Raw genomic sequence first — 19022 nt, forward strand, 5'->3', positions numbered from 1 at the left:
CCAACTCCCCCAACTCCCCCATCTCCCCCATCTCCGACTCCTATTAATAATAATTTACCCCAAGTTTTTATTACTGATGCGACAGTTACCGAAGGTAACAACGGCATCACTTTAGCTAATTTTACCATCAACCTCAGTGTGATTCCCACTCAAGCCGTTATCGTCGAATATGCCACATCTGATGGTACTGCTACTACTGCAAATAAAGATTACTATCCTCATCCTACTACTGCAATTACTTTTAACCCAGGCGAAGTAAGTAAAACCATTAGTGTTGCTGTCTTAGCTGATACTACCAAAGAAGCGAACGAAACATTTTTTGTTAATTTGATTGGCGTTGCTAATGCCGTCATTGCTGACAGTCAAGCTGTGGGAACTATTAACAATGACGATCTAGAAGAGGATGAGGATTGTTTTTGTAAAGAAATCGGACATCCCAATCCAGATAATTTATTTTCCGAGGGAACAGCAGGCTATTTATTAACACAAATTAATCCCATCATTAATATCAAAACTGTTACAACAAGCGACAACGATCGTTTGACTGGTAGCGATGAAGACGAGGCACTTTATGGTTTAGATGGCGACGACTTTATTTGGGGAAAAGCAGGCAACGATAACTTAGTTGGAAATAAGGGAAAAGATACTATTTTTGGTGGTGACGATCGCGATTGGATTGCGGGTAATGAAAGCGAAGATGTTATTAATGGAAATGATGGTAACGATGTAATTAACGGCAATCAAAATAACGATGTTGTCCGAGGTGGTAAAGGTAATGATATCCTGCGCGGGGGTGAAGATAACGATCTAATTTGGGGCGATCGGGGTGATGATACCCTACTCGGAGATAAAGCTAATGATACCATTTTTGGCGGTGTGACAGAAGAGGAACTTGGCGATCCAAACGGACGCGATTTATTATTAGGCGGTACTGGGAATGACGTATTAAATGGCAATCAAGCTAATGATACTATCTGCGGTAATGAAGGTAACGATACGGTGCGGGGTGGTAGCGATGATGATATCGTTCTTGGCGATACCGGAGATGATGTAATATTTGGCGATTTAGGTAATGCTAGTCTCTGCGGTGGAGATGGTAACGATACCATTTATGGTGGAAATGGTAGCCATATTCCCATTATAAATAGTGGTCAAAAAGATTGTTTGTGTGGCGGAGATGGCAACGATATATTGTTTGGAAATGAAGGAGAAGATTGGGTAAATGGAGATGGGGGAGATGATAGCCTTTATGGTGGTAAAGATAACGATACCCTCAAAGGTGGCGATGGAAACGATTGGTTGAGCGGAGATTTAGGTAATGATATATTGAAGGGTGGGAATGGCAGCGATCGCTTTCTTTTATCTCCTGGTTTTGGTACTGACACCATCCTCGATTTTGAAGATAATATTGACTTGCTAGTATTAGGCGGGAATTTAAGTTTTTCCCAATTGAAAATTAGCCAAAGCAGTGATGGAACTGAGATCGCGATTACTAATACTGGTGAGATTCTAGCGATCCTCAAAGGAATAACAGTCGATCGAATCGAGCTGAGTTCTTTCCTGCTTAATCTGCCTTCTTAAAAAGAGCCCCAACTAAAATCTTTACTTTAGTTGGGGTAGTTCAAATTGAAAATCTGCAAATTGAAATGAACTAAAGATTTCGCAATAGGTAAGAAAGCGGCTGGCGTTTTCTTATATCCATATTTTCTGCCAATTTTACCTCTTTCCTATCATCCGGTAGGCTCGGTCTAAGCGGTGGTATTGCCCGCGTAGCTGCACCTGCCGCACCTGTTGTTGAAGGGTTAGTTGTTTGTGAAGCATCAGAAATTGGTTCTTTTCGGTGGGGTAAAAATGGTTTTTTTTTCCGTTGCTGAGTTGCTCGCTGTCGGGAAATTGGACGACCTTTGAGCGGTTTGCGAAGCTTGTGACGCTTGCGAGTACCATTAAACTGCCTGAGAATTACCCAAGCACCGGTGGCGCAGCCCAATGCGATCGCGCCGTACAACCACCCAGACTGTGTATTTTGGCTTTCATGCTGCAAAACCGTGTTTTGTGCGTTTGTCGCCGTTTTTGCTGCTGATGGTTGCTCTTTTCCCACGTAATCCGGGTCAGTCAAACGCAGCATCGCCAAACCACCAGCCAATAGCATTGCTGCCAAAAAAGCGCTCCACACCAGTAGCGGACATTTCTGAACCACCAGCAACACCGGGTTTAGGGGAGTTGCTCGAGCAAGTTTTTTCCGTTGCCGATCGAGATTTGCTGTTTTCAAGCGCGATGATTCCTCAGCTAGTGGTGCAGGCTTGCCACTGCGCCGGCGAAGCTTTGGGGCTTTGGAAGGGGGTGATTGCTGTTGTGCAATTTGGTTATCCGCCATACCCACTTTTCAATACCTACACCTTATCATGACAAGATTTTATGCTCTCTTGCAAAAGGTAGGCAAGCATTTGAGGCTATAATCCGCGAGGCATACACCACATCAGCCTTTTTTTCTAAGGTTTATAGCGTTCTAACGCTGCTTGAATTAACTTATCCGCTAATTCTGCAAAAGGAACGCCGCTATATCCCCACAGTTGGGGATACATACTTGTAGATGTAAAACCGGGCAAAGTATTAATTTCATTAATCAGTACTTCACCTGTAGATTCAACGTAGAAAAAATCTACCCGTGCCAACCCAGCGGCATCAACTGCGAGAAAAGCTTTTACAGCCATATCCTGAATTTGTGCAGCGACGGCAGCCGGTATGTTGGCAGGAATTATCAAATCTGCTTTTCCTTCCGTGTATTTAGTTTCATAGTCATAAAAATCACTTTTATAAGTAATTTCTCCGACTGCAGAAGCTTGGGGATTATCGTTACCCAAAACAGCGCATTCTACTTCTCTTGCCACTACTCCAGCTTCTACAATTATGCGGCGATCGTAGCTGGCTGCGCTATCTAAAGCTGCTTCCAATTGCGTGCGCGATCGCACTTTCGCAATACCTACCGACGAACCTAAATTCGCAGGCTTGACAAAACAGGGATAACCCAGATCTGCTTCTATTTCGTCGCATAGTTTCGGGAAAACGCAAGGGTTAGACCAAATCTGCGCTCGACTGACCGTCTGATATTTTACCTGTGGCAATCCCGCTTGGGCAAAAGCCGTTTTCATGGCAATCTTGTCCATCCCCACAGCCGAACCCAACACCCCGGAACCCACAAACGGAACTTGCATCAAACTCAGCAAACCCTGCACCGTACCGTCTTCCCCATTCGGGCCGTGTAAAATTGGGAACCAAACATCCACTGAATCCGCTTCCGGCGGGAATTGCCATCTCGATTTTGGATTCGCGTATTTTCCTTCTTCCTCTCCGACTTGGGGAACTTCCCCATCTAGCACCTGTTGTGCTGTTTCTCCACCTTGCCAGAAACCATCTTTTTGGATGTAAAAAGGCAATACTTCATATTTTTGTGCATTTTGCTCCGATTTCAGCGCTTTGGCGATCGATCTTGCCGAAACGATCGAAACTTCGTGTTCTCCCGAACGACCGCCAAACAACAGCCCTACTCGCATCTTACTCACCATTGATACCTCTGACACTCCTCTTCGCAGTTAGCCTATCACAACCGGAAATATGGGACGAGAGAAAGTTACCAGTTGAATGCCACTGGAGTTATCGATCGCCAATATCATTAAATATAATTAAGGTGATGTAAATAAATGTAAAGAACAATGCAGGACAAAGTGGTTGTTATCGTAGGCGCAACGGGTGGCATTGGTTCTGCCTTGACACGCAAACTAGCACCTTTAGGCACTCGTTTAGTCTTAACAGCTAGAGATAACAGCCGATTAGCCAATTTAGCATCTTCCCTACCGGGAACGCAGGCAGAGCAAGTTTTAACAGTACCTTGCGACATTACCCAGCCGCAACAAGTAAAAACTTTAATCGAAAAAGCGGTGGCTCATTTCGGGCAAATTGATGCCCTGGTAAATGCTGCTGGTGCCGGTATCCTCAAACAGTACAACAAACTCGAACCAGCAGACCTCGATGCCATGCTCGATTTAAACTTAAAAGGCAGCTTCTACACCACGCAAGCGGCGGCAGAAGCCATGAAAGAACGGAAATCCGGTCATATTTGCAACGTAGTGGGCATTTTGGGCAAGCACTCAATGGCAATGGCAGCAGCTTACTGTGCTTCTAAGTTCGGTGTGGTCGCTTTTAGTAAGTGCATGGCGGACGAACTGAAGCGCTTTGGCATTAAGTTCACCCTGTTTTACTTTGGGGGTGTCGATTCTCCCTTCTGGGATAATGTGAGTTTGAAGGTTGACAGGTCAAAAATGCTCAGCACGGAAACTGCGGCTGAGGCTATTTTGTTTGCTCTGCGTGCCGAACCGCAAGCTGTACCGATGGAAATCAATATTCAGCCAGAAAGCCACTTATTTTTCTGATGGTTCGGTGATAACCTCTCTCCAGACAGATTGAAATCGCTAAAATAAGCTGGCAAATTCCTTCTAGTCGTGCGGCAAGCTTACCAGATCGAGGCGCTTTAGCTGCGATCGCGACTGGTTGTAACTGCTGTAAAAACCAAAAAGGCTAGGCCCAGACCGATCGCTATTTCCTCACTCCAGGGTACAAAATGCCACTTCAACCAGTACGCAAAACTTTGAGTTATTTGGGCAAATGCGAATAATGCTTGGGCAAGAACCTTAAACAAAACATAAGCAATTGCAGCCACTCCAGCTGCTCTGATCAAAGGATTATTGAACATAATCGTGCGTTGAAAAGCTTCTATGCAAATTATTCCCAAATTCTATGCAAATTGACCACTTTCACTTCTATGTAGAGAACGCGCAGAAATGGCGTGACTGGTTTGTTGGCAAACTCGGCTTTCAAGCGCTAGGAAGCGATACCAGCAATCATACTCGCACGGAAGCGGTCAAAAGCGGGCCTGTCTGTATTCTTCTCTCTTCAGCGCTCACCTCTGCTAGCCCGGTTGCAGATTTTCTGCGATCGCATTCTCCCGGTATTGCAGATATTGCTTTTCTTGTCAAGGATATTGAATCGCTCATCGCAAAGGCAGTCAGTCACGGTGTTACAGTCCTGCAACCCATCCAGTACAAACAACAAGGTAATTCCTATTTAAAGTGGGCAAAAATTGCTGCTTGGGGGTGTCTCAGTCACACTTTAATCGAGCGAATGGGAAATGGAGAATGGATAACCGCAAATTTTTCGCCTTCTTCACCTCTCCAGGTCTCTCCCTCGCCGTTTATCGGCATCGATCATGTGGTGCTGAATGTGGGTAGTGGAGATTTGGAAAGTGCGGCAACTTGGTATGAAAATGTGCTGGGATTTCGACGCCAGCAGAAATTTGACATTCAAACGTCTCGATCGGGCTTGCAGAGTCAGGTAATGCTTCATCCCAGCCACTTAGTAAAATTTCCGATCAATCAGCCTTCATCTGTCAATTCTCAAATTCAAGAGTTTTTGGATATCAATGGAGGGCCAGGAATCCAGCATATCGCTTTGCAGACATCAAATCTCATGGAAGCGATCGCGCAACTGAAAACCTCTGGTGTAAGTTTCATTAAAGTTCCTCCTACTTACTACACTCAGTTACAGCAAAGAGAAAGACTGCCTCTATCGCCTACAGAATTGCAAGAAATTGCCAATCACGAAATTCTGGTGGATTGGGAGGATATTTGCCCGCAGACAAGAGAAACGGCTCCCCTACTGCTTCAGACCTTTACAAAGCCAATTTTTACGCAGCCAACTTTCTTCTTTGAGGTAATTGAGCGGCGAATCTGCTATGTTAACGGGCAACAGAAGCAAGCGCAGGGCTTTGGCGAAAGGAACTTCCGGGCCTTATTTGAAGCGATCGAACAAGAACAAATCAAGCGCGGTCAAAAGTTAAAAGTTAAAAGTTAAAAATTTCCCCCTAGAGCTAAGCGATCGCAACTCCATACAAACATACAGCCCCGATGCGATCGTTGCCGATCTCAGCGAGGCCGTAGGACGTAGTTTTGAGCCAATCGCGGCCACAATATCGGGACGCGACGCATTTCCACAGCGAACTAAAGCGACAAGACAGCACCCTTTTTATGCAAAATCTTGTCCCGACTTGGCTGACCTCACCGTAGAAAGCTGGTAACCAACCACAGGATAAACAAAGTTACCCAAGTTTGGATTACCAAAGCGATGCTTAAAGGGCTTTGCGCTGCCAAAGCCAGATTTGGAAATTGACTTTGAATCAAGGCGTTAACGACAGCCGAAAACAGTAAGCCACCAGTCAAGCTAGACAGCGACACCACGACAGCTCGCCCCAGCTTTCCTTCCTTGCGAGAAAGGAAATAAAGGCTGACCAAAACCGCTGCGGCCAATATCCCAGACGCCGAAGGCGGATAGTAAAAAGTCAGACCAGCCAAAACCGAGAAAATACCAGCAGGCCACAAAATATCGGCCCGACTGGGAGTATCCAGCAGCCCTTGCAGCCAAGAACTAGATTCCTTTACAGGTGCTGGCGAGGCAGGAGGGGGAGCCTGAGCTAAGCGTTCGGCAAATCGGATACCTTCCGGAACCTTGATTTTTCCTTCCTGGCGCATTCGCAGACGTTCCATCAAAATGGCATCGTAGGCTGCTTCGATCGTTTCCTGACGTTTCGGGTCGCCACTGTTCTCCTCAGTCAAGCGATTGCGAGCCGCTTGAATCTCGTCGAATGTCGCGTCCTCGTTCAGTCCCAATTGTTTATAGTGATTTTCCGTACTCATTTAAAACCTCCAAGACATCCCATCTTGCCACCTATCGTTATCGACCCCAAGCTGCTTGCGGTTCTGCGCGATCTATATTCTGCCCCCACATGGCTGGTCGCACGTCGCAGTTAGTTGTGATTGGTTAAAAAAGTAATTACTGCTGCAAGTAGTTTAGCCTGAGATCTGGAAAGCGATCGTTGCCTTATTTTCTCGCTCACACAGCCAGTCAGCCCAATCAGCCGTTTCAAAGTCTTATCTACCCCAGCAGGTCCATTAACATAGACTCACAGCCACTGCCACTAGATTTGAAACCCACCCTCTACCCGATCCAATAGGCGGTAAATTGTTGACATAACTAGGAAAAGAGGTTTGTCAATCATCGAAAGTGTAGTTACTGAGTAGGGCATACTAATGCTGGGCTCCTGTGAAATCCTTTAAAATGCTGGATACACAATAAATACGCGAATCTGTCTTCAGCCATGTCGCTGTACTCTTTCCCCAAAGCTCGCATCCAGCTTTTCTGTTCGCTAGTTTATCCTCAACTTTAACTTATAACTGTAAAAGTGGTGGCCATGTCTCTCGCCAAGATTCTTGTCGTTGATGACGACCCTGCGGTCCGAAACTTAATCCAGCGCTTCTTGACTAAGCAAAATTACCAGATGGAGTCTGCTGCGGATGGTAAGACGGCCATAGCCGTGTTTGAGCAATTCAATCCAGACTTAGTAATTCTGGATGTAAATTTGCCTGACGCCAATGGCTATAACCTCTGTCAAGAAATGCAGAGCCGCACTGGTGTATTTGTGCTAATGCTAACAAGCCGGACAGACGAAGCTGATAAAATTACAGGATTTTCCAAAGGTGCCGATGACTACATCACAAAACCATTTAGTCTAAGTGAATTGGGAGTCAGAGTAGCAGCTATTTTGAAACGTCAGCGGGTCGTGACTACAGCCGAGCAACAACGTATCATAGTTGACCAACTAATGATCGATCCGGTGCGTAGGGAGGTAACGCTCAACAATCAGAGCGTACCCTTAACAGCCCTAGAGTTCGATCTGCTACACTTTTTAGCCAGTCATCCCGGTAAAGTTTGGCGTCGTTCCGAACTGATCCAAGCTGTGTGGGATTACGAATACGTTGGCGATCAACGGGTAGTTGACGTTCATGTTGGCCAAATTCGTAAAAAGCTCGGCACAGATTTACTTCAGCCAGATAAGATGATTCGGACGATTCGCGGCGTTGGCTACCAATTTGAGGTTCCCGAAAATACAGGTGCAAGCAACCAATCTCAGCCGTGAAGTAATGAGGTTTCTGGCTCCTTGCGGGCCAGTTCCCCAAATCAACTCTTGCAATTTTAACTGTGCTGCTTGAGACTTTACCATGAAAACCGATGTCCCCCGCAGAAAGATTTTAGTTGTTGATGACGACCCAGCAATCCGGAATTTAATTTATAGGTTCTTAAGCCAGAGCAAGCAGAACTATCAGATAGAATGCGCCGCAGATGGTAAGAACGCCTGGGATATTTTTGAGCAATTCCACCCTGATTTGGTAATTTTGGATGTCATTTTGCCAGATGCGATCGGCTTTAAACTCTGTGAGGAAATGAAGAGCCGCAGTGATGTTCTTGTCATGCTGCTCACAAGTTTAACAGACGTAAAATCCCAAGTCACTGGATTGGAGTCAGCCGACGCTTATGTCACCAAGCCTTTTTATGTGGAAGTCCTGGAAAAACAAGTGCAGGCTCTTTTGCGGCGAATTACAGTGACGGTGACTGCTGGGCTTCAACAGCAGGCTTTAGTTTTGGAAAATTTAATCATCGATTCTGTACGTCGAGAGGTCACCCTCAACAATCAAACTGTACTGTTAACTGCTTTAGAATTTAATTTGCTCCATTTTTTAGCTAGTCATCCGGGAAAAGTGTGGCGGCGCGGCGAACTGATTCGAGAGGTGTGGGGTTACGAACACACAGGAGTAGAAGGAGAAGAAGACCGAGTTGTAGATGTTCACATCGGTCAAATCCGCAAAAAGATAGAACTAGATGCGAGTCAGCCGAAATTGATTCAGACTGTCCGAAACGTGGGCTACAAACTTGTGGTTCCCGCTACCCAAACTCTGGAAAAGTCTCAGCCGTAAAATACTTCTGTTGCTAATGCTAATACCTAAGTTTTAACGATTTTTTCGGAAAACTTACGATCGAAATTACCTATTTGCCATTAATAGCAATTTGACTATCGAGAGCCTGCACTTTAATAAGTGTAGGCAGAATAATTCTTCCTTTTGGGAAAAACTATTCTGCGTTCATTAAATGGTTGCCATACTCCAGTTTCTCTAATTCACTTCCATATGAGTGAAGCTTAAGAGTATAGGCTGGAGTTTTACAAATACCCCGCACGATCGCCTCTTTAGAACGAGCGGAAGAAAAATGAGCCGGCGACAACTGCTGTGACTACAGCGATTAAAACATTATTGAAAAATTGCCCTACTTCTGGATTATCGCCCAGCGCTGCATCATCGCGTCCGGCGGTGAAAAACAGCGACCAAGCTTGATTGGCAGTGATGTTGGCAAAGTTGTTGAATTCAGGATTAAAGATAGTGGCTGCACAAACGTAGCTACGGGCAATATCAAAGTCAGTTTTCATTTTCAATCTCCCGATTCTTAGATAGAAAAGCTCTAGCTCACAGCAAAGGCTGTCAGTACCACACCAGCCAGTAAAACGATCGCCCCTAAGCCCTGAAACAGGTAGCCGCGCTGCTGTGCTTTGGTTGGGTAGTCGGCAACGTACATCTTTGGCTCAATGGCAAAGTTGTTTAGAAGTCCGCTTTCTTCTTTGGTGTAGCTCATTTCTGTCTCCTTGTTGTTTCTCTATGTTAACTAATGTAACAGATTGTAAAGAAATGTCAAGGGGATATTTTAAAAAAGATCCGACTTCTCCGAGCGGGAGAGTGGGGGAAGTCAAAAGTCAAAAGTCAAAAGTCAAAAGTCAAAATTCCGCTTCGTACCTCCTCCCTCTTCCCTCTCCCCCTAGCCCCTAGCCCCTAGCCCCTAACCGCTATATTTTGCTGGCTGGAGGTCGATCTAATCGGATGGCTTGTTCCAAAGCTGCCTTTTCTTGCGCCCTACGTGTATAGGGTTGCAATTGTTCTGGATCGCAGCCAGTTAGGATACTTAAACCTTCTAAGTTCATGCCCCGCATCAACATCTCAACACACCAAGTTTGTTGGGCTTGTTCGATCGCCGGAGGATATCCTGATAGTGTGACGATATCTGCGACGAGCTGCTGCCAGCGCAGACGGACCTCTACTTCAGATATCGGTCGTCCGTTGTCGTTGATAAATAATGCTGGCTGTTCGTCCCTTCGCGTCTTGAGCCATTGGGTCAGGGGATTTTTCGTGTAAGTGCCGTAACGATGTCCCATAATCCATTGATTTACAGGCACTTGGCGTTTTGCGCCTTGGTGTACTTGCAGCAGATGTTGTCGATCGTCAAAAATAGAGTGCGATCGCTGGAGACTGGCAATTTCCCCAGGACTTAAGCCAGTCGCAAACAGGACGTAAACCAAAGCGTAGTCTTGGGAACCAGATTTGCGAGCCTTTTGCAGGATCGCTCGCACCAAAGGCGCTGGTAAATCGAGAACCTCTTCTGTCAGCACGCTCGCATTGCAATCTACCGTTGTTAAACTGCTTGTTTGTTCTGCTGATGTCGCCTCAAAACGTTCCGTGGAGAGAAATAACTCTACTAAATCGGCAATAAATGCGGCTTTATCTGACCAGAGTTCGTGAAATTCCGTCGTAAATTCGATCGCCGCATACCCCAGTAACAGCGTATTGAGCAAGCTAGCCAGCTTCGCCACCTCCATTTGCGATCGCACCTGTTCCCGTGAGATCACCGCAGTCAAATACTGCACCGTGTAACGATGAATTTGGGCCAACCCTCGTCCGATCGCCTGTCGGTTTTCTGGTGGATAGTGACCCGCTTCTCCCACCAGCGATCGCACAAATTCTCGAATTTCTTCCAGCGCTCCCAAATAACCCTCTGCATAAGCTTGCAGTCCTTGAGCCAAGCCCTGAATTTGATTTGCCTGTTGTCCCAGAGCTTCCCCAAGTTGCGTAAAAACCTCTGCTTCTTCAATTACAGCCAGAAGCAAGCCATGCTTACTGCCAAAATTACGGAATAACGTTACTTCATTTACATCAGCCAATTCAGCAATCTGCCGAGTTGTCGTCTCAGTCACCCCCTGAGCGGCAAACAGTTGTAGTGCTGCTTGCACTAAGCGCTGTCGAGCGGATTTGCGTTGAGCTGTCATAAAATTATTTGCAAGTACTACTTGCAGACCAGGGAAAAAATTGTTAGGCTGGAAGCAAGCAATACTTGCATACCTGAGTTCACTGTAGCGCTATTCCCAAGATCGAACAAGCGCGATCGAAACAGAAGGAGCAGCACAAGCTAGTCCTGAATTGGGCAAACAGGATGCAAGACTCTCAAATAGGAAAGTTTATGACCTCAAATTCGAGCGCAACATTACAAAAATCCTCAGAATCGCTCAAACTGAGTTGGACGAATGTTGCCTTTTTCGGGACTGTTCATGCTCTAGCGCTGCTGGCTCCCTGGTTCTTCTCTTGGTCTGCCTTGGGTGTGATGATTTTTCTCCACTGGTTATTTGGCAGCATCGGCATCTGTTTGGGATACCATCGCCTGCTCACGCACCGCAGTTTACAAGTGCCTAAGTGGTTAGAGTATATCCTGGCTACCATTGGGGCTTTGGCTCTTCAAGGAGGGCCGATGTTTTGGGTCTCCGGACACCGCCAGCACCACTTGCATACGGAGGATAAAGATAAAGATCCCTATGCAGCGTCGCGAGGTTTTTGGTGGAGCCATATGCTGTGGATTTTCTATCCTCGCTCTGAGTTTTTCGATCGCGATACTTATCAGAAATACGCTCCGGATATGTCTCGCGACCCATATTACAACTGGCTCGATCGCCATTTCTTGATGCTGCAAATTCCAGTCGCTCTATTGCTCTATGTTTTGGGAGGATGGTCTTTTGTCATCTATGGAGTCTTCCTGCGAGCTGTGATTTTGTGGCACACCACTTGGTTGATTAACTCCGCCACTCACATGACAGGCGATCGCCGCTTTGAAGTTGCAGACGGTTCCCGCAACCTTTGGTGGGCAGCAATTCTCACCTACGGCGAAGGTTGGCACAATAACCACCACGCTTATCCTAATGTGGCCAAAGCCGGTTGGAAATGGTGGGAATTAGATATGACTTGGTGGGCGATCGAAGCATTGGAAACTGTGGGATTGGCTAAGCGCATTATTCGCCCCCCCGCAGAAGCGATCGCCGATCTGTGATACCAAATCCGAGTTTGTTAGCCTCTTTAATTTTTGGCCATTTCATTGTAGAGACGTTTCATGAAACGTCTCTACTTTCCCATCTGCTATAGGCTGCGTTTATCTGTTGTCATCTGCGGTAAAAATTGGCGATTGCCATAAACCATTAACCATCACAATTATTCATGAGAACCCAAATATACCTCAATCACACGAGGATCGTTCTGCACCTCTTCAATAGTGCCTTCACACAACACCGAACCCTCGTGCAACACCGTCACCTTGCGAGCAATTTGGCGCACGAATTCCATATCGTGTTCGATTACCAAAATAGAATGACTCTGGGCTAGTGCTAGTAGTAACTCCCCAATGTTGTAAGTTTCTTCATCGGTTAAACCCGCCACTGGTTCATCAACTAATAACAAATCCGGAGATTGAGCTACTAACATCCCAATTTCTAAACGTTGTTTCTCCCCGTGGGAAAGTAATCCAGCTTTGATATCTGCTTTAGCCGATAAGCCAATAGTTTCCAACAAACCTGCCACCGTGCGACGTTCTTCACTAGGAGAATTGCCAAATAAAGTTGCCAACACATTTTTATTGCGGTTACAGGTAATTTCGAGGTTTTCCCAAGGAGTTAGATTCAGATAAATTCGGGGAGTTTGAAACTTGCGACCAATTCCCAAACGAGCGATTTGATGTTCGGAAAGGCGTTTAGTATTTCGCCCTTTAAATAGTACTCGTCCTTCCGTTGGTTGGACTTTGCCGGTAATCACATCCAGGAATGTTGTTTTGCCAGCACCGTTGGGGCCAATTACTACGCGCAATTCCCCAGCGTCCATATTGAAATTCAAGTTTCTCAGGGCTTTAAAGCCATCAAAACTAACGGTTACGTTTTCAGTTTCTAAGATTTTTCCATTCATAAGAGGCTTAGGGGCTAGGGGTTAGGGGTTAGGGGCTAGAGGCTAGGGGGAGTGGGGGAGCGGGAGAATAAATCTTTTCCCTTTTCCCTCTTCCTCTTCCCTCTTCCCTAGCCCCTAGCCCCTAGTCCCTTTTTTGACTTTTATCTACTCTAGTTCTTCCCGTTCGATCTGGACTTCGGGATTTTCTGCCAAACTGGGATATGTAGTGGCGTACTTGCGGATTCCTAATAGCGATCGCATATTCTCAATTCCCTCAGTTTGCAGCCAGCCCACCACACCATTGGGAAGCACCATTACCACAATTAAGAATAATGCGCCTTGGAAAAATAGCCAAATTTCCGGAAATTGTTCGCTCAAAATACTCTTGCCAAAATTTACCGCGATCGCACCCAGCACTGCTCCCATCAAAGTAGCGCGACCTCCCACCGCTACCCAAATTACCATTTCAATTGAAAAGGCAATATCCATCGCTTTGGGCGATATTAAACCAGTTTGCAGCGTAAACATAGCACCGGCAATTCCAGCCAAACCTGCTGAAATCGCAAATACCAAAACCTTAAAGCCTGTCGGATCGTAACCCGAAAAACGCACTCTGGCTTCATCATCGCGAATGGCAACTAATAGCCGACCGAATCTTCCACTTGTCAGCCAACGGCAAAGGGCATAAGCACCTACAAGCAATACGACTGTGAGCGTATAAAAAGCAAACTGCGTTCGATCTTCGTTGACATTCATTCCCAAGAAAGTCTTGAAATTGGTTAGCCCATTAGTACCGTTGAAAAGTTTCTGCTGACCGTTAAAGAAATTGAAAAATACAATTGTTGCTGCTTGCGTCAAGATGGAAAAATAAACGCCTCGAATCCGGTTGCGAAATACCAAATAACCAAGTATTCCAGCCAACACAGATGGTAGAATGAATACAGCTGCCGCAGTGAACGGAAACGAATAAAATGGTTTCCAAAACCAAGGCAGTTCTGTTACCCCATAAAGGCTCATAAATTCCGGTAATTGCACGCTGGCATCCGGGGGAAGTTGCAATTTCAGGTGCATGGCTAGAGCATAACCGCCGAGGGCAAAAAATACGCCATGACCTAAACTAAGCATTCCCGTATATCCCCAAATTAAATCTATACCAAGGGCGATAATAGCTAAGGCTAAAAATCGGCCTAGCAAGTTGACGCGAAATCCTTGCCCTATGATGGTTAGAAAAGGGGGAATTAGTACGATCAGGATGAGAGCGATCGCCACTACCGCAGCTGCTTCAATCAAGAGCGATCGCTTTTGTTGCATCAGCACCTGAAACAGTTGCTGAGGAGATTGAACTAAGGAGATATTGCTAGAGTGGGAGGATTCTAAATTCCTTTTATTTTGCCGATTTCCCCTTTTTACGTAAGGGTAGTGGTATATTTTCTGATTTCCTCCCCTTTCCGGCGCTGCCATTCTCTCTTTCTCGAACGAGTTAAGTGACTGCTCTGAGGTTGTTGGAGCGTTCGCAGAATGAGATATTTGTTGCGTTTTACTATTTACCCCTTCTGCTTGTTTGCTGATCGGCAAATCTTTAGCTTTCTCTTTTTCGTCTTTGTTATTTCCTGAAACTTTACTTTGTTCCGACTCAGAACTTGGCACATTAGCGTTGTCAATCGACACATTATTAGTATCCGAATCTCCAGCAGTTTCGGTATTTTCTGTGTAGTCTTTTCTCACGAGAGGAAAGTGGTATATTTTCCGACTTCTCCCGTTTTCCTCCTCTTGCATTTTCCCTCTCTCCCTTTCTTGCTATTAATAAACTAGGCATCAACAGTGCGCCCTTTTTGCGGGAAAATACCAGCAGGACGGACTTGCAGAAAAGCAATAATCAGCGCAAATACCATCACCTTCGCCATACTCGTTGTGGCAAAGAAAGTAAAGAAATCAGCTAGAGGTTGTATCGGCGCGAGCAGCAAAGCCAAAGTTCCAGAACCGATAATATAATTGAGCGTACCGATCGCCATTGCCGCGACAATACTGCCCACCAATTTACCAACACCGCCCACAACTACAACCATAAACGTATCCACGATATAATTTTGCCCTGTATTTGGCCCTACAGAACCGAGCAAACTTACCGCGCATCCTGCTACGCCAGCTAAACCGGAACCCAGCGCAAAAGTGAGAGCGTCAACTTTTTGGGTAGCGATACCCAGACAAGCGCTCATTGTGCGATTTTGCGTTACCGCACGAATTCGCAAACCCCAAGCAGAACGTTGCAAGAACTGGTAAATACCGACAAGGCAAATAATCGTTAGTACAATAATGAATAGGCGTGCGTAAGGCATTTGGAAATCGCCCAAAGGTAAGCCGCCGCGCAACCATTTTGGTGCCGTAACATCAACGTTTTGAGCGCCAAACCAAGGTTTGTTGACCGCGAGTTTAAAAGTTTGGCTTAATAATGCGCCAGTTGTCAATGCGATCGCACCCGCAAGCGGTAACATAATCCCGATTGCCAATTTGCGAATGCGATCGAAATCCGGACGCCGAGATATTACCCACAAACCGCCAAAAAACAAGATAGAAAACAGGGCAATTCCAATCACCAGCACCCAGCTTACACTGCGAACAAACTGCTGCAAAATTAAGCTAACTCCCCAAGTTGCCAGCAACGTTTCCAAAGGTCGCCCGTAGAGATAGCGAATCACTCCTCTTTCCAGAATTACTCCTACAGTAGCCGCCACCAAGAAAGCCATAGGTAGAGCGAAAAATATATAGCTTTCAAACAAAGGGCCTCCAATTATTTTGAAGCCATTTTGCACCAAAAAAGTCGTGTATGCTCCCAGCATCATTAATTCGCCGTGAGCCATATTAATCACGCCCATCAACCCAAAGACAATCGCTAAACCCAGCGCTGAAATTAACAGAACTGCGCCAATGCTAATACCGTTAAATATGCCGTCCAACAATCCTGCTAGCACACCCTTCCTCCCTTTAGTAGGGTGGGCAATGCCCACCTTTGATTAACAATTTTTACTAGGGTGAGCAACGCTCACCTTTGATTGCCAATTTTGATTAGGTGGGCATTGCCCACAAGGGTTGGCATTTTCGCTCTACTTAGATTTTGTACTTACCTCCTTTCTTAGGATCTGACCAATCGCACGCATAACCTTTAGTTTCTGCAACGTATTGATTCCAAGGAATTGGCTTAACTGCTTCCTTGCTGGCATAAACAATTTTAAACAAGCCATCTTCAGCAACTTCACCAATCCGGACAAACTTAGATAAGTGATGGCTGTTGTCCAATGACACTTTACCTTCTGGAGCATTAAACGTCTGACCTAAAGCCGCTTTTCTGACTGCTTCCAATTCAGTTGTTTTAGCTTGTTCGACCGATTGCTTCCATAGGTAAACCATAATATACGCTGCTTCCATTGGGTCATTGGTTACCCGATCTGCACCGTATTTAGCTTTAAAGGCTTGTACAAACTTTTGGTTTTCAGGTGTATCGACAGTTTGGAAATAATTCCATGCCGCGTAGTGACCTTTGAGATATTCAGGGCCGATCGCTTTCACTTCTTCTTCAGCAATACTTACAGACATAACTGGATATTTGTCTGGCCCCAAACCCGCACCTTGCATCTGTTTGAAGAAAGCCACGTTACTATCACCATTGAGCGTATTAAAAATGACGCCGCCCTTTGGCAAAGCTTGTTTTATTTTGGTGATGATAGCAGTAACTTCCGTGTTACCAAGCGGTAAGTAATCCTCTCCAACTATTTTGCCACCTTTGGCAGCTACCTGTGCTTTGATAATCGTGTTTGCCGTGCGGGGAAACACATAGTCAGAGCCAACTAAGAAAAACTCTTTGCCCTTATTTTGCAACAGCCAATCAACCGCCGGTTCAATTTGTTGGTTGGGTGCAGCGCCGGTATAGAAAATGTTCTGAGAACACTCCTGGCCTTCATATTGCACAGGATACCAGAGCATATGTTTCTTTTCTTCAAAAACAGGCAATACTGCTTTACGGCTAGCAGAAGTCCAGCAACCAAAAATGGTGACAACTTTATCTTGATCGATCAGCTTTCTCGCTTTTTCTGCAAAAGTCGGCCAATCTGAGGCCCCATCTTCGATTACAGCCTCGATTTTCTTGCCCAATACACCGCCAGCAGCGTTGATTTCGTCGATCGCCAGTTGTTCGGCGTCCACGACGCTTTTTTCGCTAATTGCCATCGTGCCGCTGAGAGAGTGTAAAATTCCTACCTTGATGGTCTCCCCACCAGCACCACTGCTAGCAGCTACGGGAGATGCAGCTGTCGTTGGACTGGCTGTCGCTGCCGGAGTCGGTGTATTGCTGGCAGTATCGCCGCTACCGCAAGCTTTGAGCAGAAGACTGGTTACAAATGTGGCGGAACCGTACAAAAGAAATTTACGTCGATGGAATCGCATTGTCATACCGTTCACTACTCCTTGGTCAATCAGTCAACAGATATATAGACTGAGCAAATATGTTATGGTATGTTACTTTACTTTGAATTAAAAGTGCTGTTTGATACAAAAATTTAAGTAAATGGCAAAGTTTTTTTTTATTTAAGAATTTCGGTAAACTTAGGCCGATCGCTTTTTTGCAATCTATTTGAGGCTTAGGCAACCTCCAATTTTAAACAGTATGGCTTTTGCGCTAATTCCTGAATTACACCAAAAGCCGTAGAGCTAATTCATGAATTATCTCTACAGCCAGAGTATGCCTAAGCTTTATAGTTGACAAAAGAGGACAAATTGTGCTGTAAAACTAGCCGGAAACTCAGCCCAGTATCCTCAAGCACTCCAAGATCGAGACAAACGATCGCATCCCGGCATCATAGATGAATAATCGTGACCGCTGGCACTGACGAGTATTACTTCTGGTGTTTGCGAGTCGGCATAGAAAGTAGTTGTGTTGCTGTAATCGGCAACAATAGAACCACCGTTATGGACTTGTACGATCGCATCTAATCTTCCGCAAATATTAATTGTACTACCAACAGTAGTGTTAACCACAAGTATTTGGGAATCGGATGTTTGTGTTGTATTTGGCTGAGAGTCTATGTTGCTTGCATAACAGAGTAATTCATTGTCGATCCTAAAAGTTGAGTGAACTGTTCCTTGAGATTCACCTTCGCCCATCTCGAATGCACCTGCCACAACCTGACTGAAAATAAGCGTGACAGGAGATCCGATCCCTAAATTATTCGAGCGAACGGCGATCGTATCGTGAAAATATGCCGAACTAAAAGCAATAGCCACCAACTCACTATAATAGGTATCGTTCGTAACAGCTTTTGCATAGGCACCCAGCATCCCCATAGCAGCATTGCAGAAAGTCTCAGCACAGCTGCGTCCACCGCTACGATGTTCTGCGGTGACTTTTGCCGATGAATTTGTACTGAGAACGTTATTCAGCGTACCTGTATCTTGTTTTGATACTCCATCGCTGTACGCTTCGGACAAGCTTCTAACGCAATAAAAATTTGCCGTTTGAACTGGTACAGCAGACACTGCTGGCGTTATAATTCTTGCTTCGGTAAAATCGATCGCTAACTCTTTTAGACTCATCATCATATTTGCTTCCGCTCAAAATACTTGCAAGAGTAGACAAAGTTTAAATTGCTTTTCTTAAAAAGCTGGATGTTGCCAATTTGCTTAATTCGTGCTTTTTATTTCCCTCAAGCAACTTTTTCCCGATCGCCCAAACACTGGGGCCCTCTTAACTCACGAGATTCCTGCTTCACCAAACCTGCCACTGCTGCTTGTTGCAACGATATGAAAGCATCTAGGTCTTCCATATCGTACTTTTTCTGCAAAAGTCCCCTCAGTTGAGCTTCTGCTTCCAAACTTAGATAACCAGTTGTAAGAGCTTGTTGAACAACTTCGCGAATAAAAAACATGACACACCCTCACGAAAAACTGCGATAGAAAACCTAAATAGTACACACTGGTATCGAATTTGTATTATTTACCAGTATTCGTAAGTTTATTTGCATCACTCAGGGCGAGTAATTTAGGAAAGGGCTAGATTTAGTTTAGCGTTGCATT

Annotated in this window: 19 protein-coding genes; 6 read left to right on the forward strand and 13 right to left on the reverse strand. The window is 45.4% G+C overall.

The window, feature by feature from the left end; translation table 11 throughout:
• Nucleotides 1–1581 (forward strand): Calx-beta domain-containing protein (locus H6G03_RS04505; protein WP_304609006.1); only part of this gene is annotated, 1581 nt, incomplete at its 5' end.
• Between the two features lie 70 nt (nucleotides 1582–1651).
• On the opposite strand, the gene H6G03_RS04510 is transcribed toward H6G03_RS04505, so the two are convergent.
• Both H6G03_RS04510 and H6G03_RS04515 read right to left on the reverse strand, forming a co-directional pair.
• The gene (locus H6G03_RS04510) at nucleotides 1652–2374 is read right to left on the reverse strand and encodes a hypothetical protein (RefSeq protein ID WP_190462515.1); all 723 of its coding nucleotides are present in this window, start codon (nucleotides 2372–2374) and stop codon (nucleotides 1652–1654) included.
• 115 nt (nucleotides 2375–2489) lie between these two features.
• Nucleotides 2490–3560, reverse strand: a complete 1071-nt coding sequence (locus tag H6G03_RS04515) for a D-alanine--D-alanine ligase (RefSeq protein ID WP_190462690.1) — start codon at nucleotides 3558–3560, stop codon at nucleotides 2490–2492.
• Between the two features lie 150 nt (nucleotides 3561–3710).
• On the opposite strand from H6G03_RS04515, the gene H6G03_RS04520 reads away from it, so the two are divergent.
• Nucleotides 3711–4427 (forward strand): SDR family oxidoreductase, encoded by a 717-nt coding sequence (locus H6G03_RS04520; protein ID WP_190462517.1) that lies wholly within the window; start codon nucleotides 3711–3713, stop codon nucleotides 4425–4427.
• Nucleotides 4428–4525: 98 nt separating this feature from the next.
• Here the strand turns inward: H6G03_RS04520 and H6G03_RS04525 are convergent, their stop codons facing one another.
• Nucleotides 4526–4747: a hypothetical protein gene (locus tag H6G03_RS04525; RefSeq protein WP_190462519.1), complete on the reverse strand. Its 222-nt coding sequence runs from the start codon at nucleotides 4745–4747 to the stop codon at nucleotides 4526–4528.
• 44 nt (nucleotides 4748–4791) lie between these two features.
• Between H6G03_RS04525 and hppD the strand changes: the two genes are divergently transcribed.
• Nucleotides 4792–5904, forward strand: a complete 1113-nt coding sequence (gene hppD / locus H6G03_RS04530; RefSeq protein ID WP_190462521.1) for a 4-hydroxyphenylpyruvate dioxygenase — start codon at nucleotides 4792–4794, stop codon at nucleotides 5902–5904.
• Between the two features lie 203 nt (nucleotides 5905–6107).
• Here the strand turns inward: hppD and H6G03_RS04535 are convergent, their stop codons facing one another.
• Complete coding sequence (locus tag H6G03_RS04535; protein ID WP_190462523.1) at nucleotides 6108–6743, reverse strand: CPP1-like family protein; 636 nt, start codon at nucleotides 6741–6743, stop codon at nucleotides 6108–6110.
• Between the two features lie 554 nt (nucleotides 6744–7297).
• On the opposite strand from H6G03_RS04535, the gene H6G03_RS04540 reads away from it, so the two are divergent.
• Together H6G03_RS04540 and H6G03_RS04545 are read left to right on the forward strand one after the other, a co-directional pair.
• Nucleotides 7298–8023 (forward strand): response regulator transcription factor, encoded by a 726-nt coding sequence (locus H6G03_RS04540; protein ID WP_190462525.1) that lies wholly within the window; start codon nucleotides 7298–7300, stop codon nucleotides 8021–8023.
• Nucleotides 8024–8105: 82 nt separating this feature from the next.
• Entirely contained in the window at nucleotides 8106–8858 is a 753-nt protein-coding gene (locus H6G03_RS04545; protein WP_190462527.1) for a winged helix-turn-helix domain-containing protein, read from the forward strand.
• 269 nt (nucleotides 8859–9127) lie between these two features.
• On the opposite strand, the gene H6G03_RS04550 is transcribed toward H6G03_RS04545, so the two are convergent.
• The 3 genes from H6G03_RS04550 to H6G03_RS04560 form a co-directional block, all read right to left on the reverse strand.
• The gene (locus tag H6G03_RS04550; RefSeq protein WP_190462530.1) at nucleotides 9128–9364 is read right to left on the reverse strand and encodes a hypothetical protein; all 237 of its coding nucleotides are present in this window, start codon (nucleotides 9362–9364) and stop codon (nucleotides 9128–9130) included.
• Nucleotides 9365–9396: 32 nt separating this feature from the next.
• Nucleotides 9397–9567: a photosystem II assembly protein Psb34 gene (gene psb34, locus H6G03_RS04555; protein ID WP_190462532.1), complete on the reverse strand. Its 171-nt coding sequence runs from the start codon at nucleotides 9565–9567 to the stop codon at nucleotides 9397–9399.
• A 208-nt stretch (nucleotides 9568–9775) separates the two neighbouring features.
• Nucleotides 9776–11029 carry a TetR family transcriptional regulator gene (locus H6G03_RS04560; RefSeq protein ID WP_190462533.1) on the reverse strand — a complete coding sequence of 418 codons (1254 nt, stop codon included), beginning with the start codon at nucleotides 11027–11029 and terminating at the stop codon, nucleotides 9776–9778.
• Nucleotides 11030–11220: 191 nt separating this feature from the next.
• On the opposite strand from H6G03_RS04560, the gene H6G03_RS04565 reads away from it, so the two are divergent.
• The gene (locus H6G03_RS04565; RefSeq protein ID WP_190462535.1) at nucleotides 11221–12078 is read left to right on the forward strand and encodes an acyl-CoA desaturase; all 858 of its coding nucleotides are present in this window, start codon (nucleotides 11221–11223) and stop codon (nucleotides 12076–12078) included.
• A gap of 158 nt (nucleotides 12079–12236) precedes the next feature.
• Here H6G03_RS04565 and urtD read toward each other — a convergent pair whose 3' ends face one another.
• The 6 genes from urtD to H6G03_RS04595 all read right to left on the reverse strand — a co-directional run bounded on the left by urtD (nucleotide 12237) and on the right by H6G03_RS04595 (nucleotide 18874).
• Nucleotides 12237–12980, reverse strand: a complete 744-nt coding sequence (gene urtD, locus H6G03_RS04570) for an urea ABC transporter ATP-binding protein UrtD (protein ID WP_190462537.1) — start codon at nucleotides 12978–12980, stop codon at nucleotides 12237–12239.
• A 144-nt stretch (nucleotides 12981–13124) separates the two neighbouring features.
• Nucleotides 13125–14270: an urea ABC transporter permease subunit UrtC gene (gene urtC / locus H6G03_RS04575; RefSeq protein ID WP_190462691.1), complete on the reverse strand. Its 1146-nt coding sequence runs from the start codon at nucleotides 14268–14270 to the stop codon at nucleotides 13125–13127.
• Nucleotides 14271–14767: 497 nt separating this feature from the next.
• Nucleotides 14768–15928 carry an ABC transporter permease subunit gene (locus tag H6G03_RS04580; protein WP_190462539.1) on the reverse strand — a complete coding sequence of 387 codons (1161 nt, stop codon included), beginning with the start codon at nucleotides 15926–15928 and terminating at the stop codon, nucleotides 14768–14770.
• Nucleotides 15929–16064: 136 nt separating this feature from the next.
• Nucleotides 16065–17402, reverse strand: coding sequence for an urea ABC transporter substrate-binding protein (gene urtA / locus H6G03_RS04585; RefSeq protein WP_190462541.1), 1338 nt, complete (start codon nucleotides 17400–17402; stop codon nucleotides 16065–16067).
• A gap of 363 nt (nucleotides 17403–17765) precedes the next feature.
• A complete protein-coding gene (locus H6G03_RS04590; protein WP_190462543.1) occupies nucleotides 17766–18548 on the reverse strand; it encodes a hypothetical protein in 783 nt (260 codons plus the stop codon).
• Between the two features lie 104 nt (nucleotides 18549–18652).
• Nucleotides 18653–18874 (reverse strand): hypothetical protein, encoded by a 222-nt coding sequence (locus H6G03_RS04595; protein ID WP_190462544.1) that lies wholly within the window; start codon nucleotides 18872–18874, stop codon nucleotides 18653–18655.
• Nucleotides 18875–19022 lie beyond the last annotated feature (148 nt).

Origin of the sequence: Aerosakkonema funiforme FACHB-1375 (assembly GCF_014696265.1) — a bacterium.
Taxonomy (GTDB): Bacteria; Cyanobacteriota; Cyanobacteriia; order Cyanobacteriales; family Aerosakkonemataceae; genus Aerosakkonema; species Aerosakkonema funiforme_A.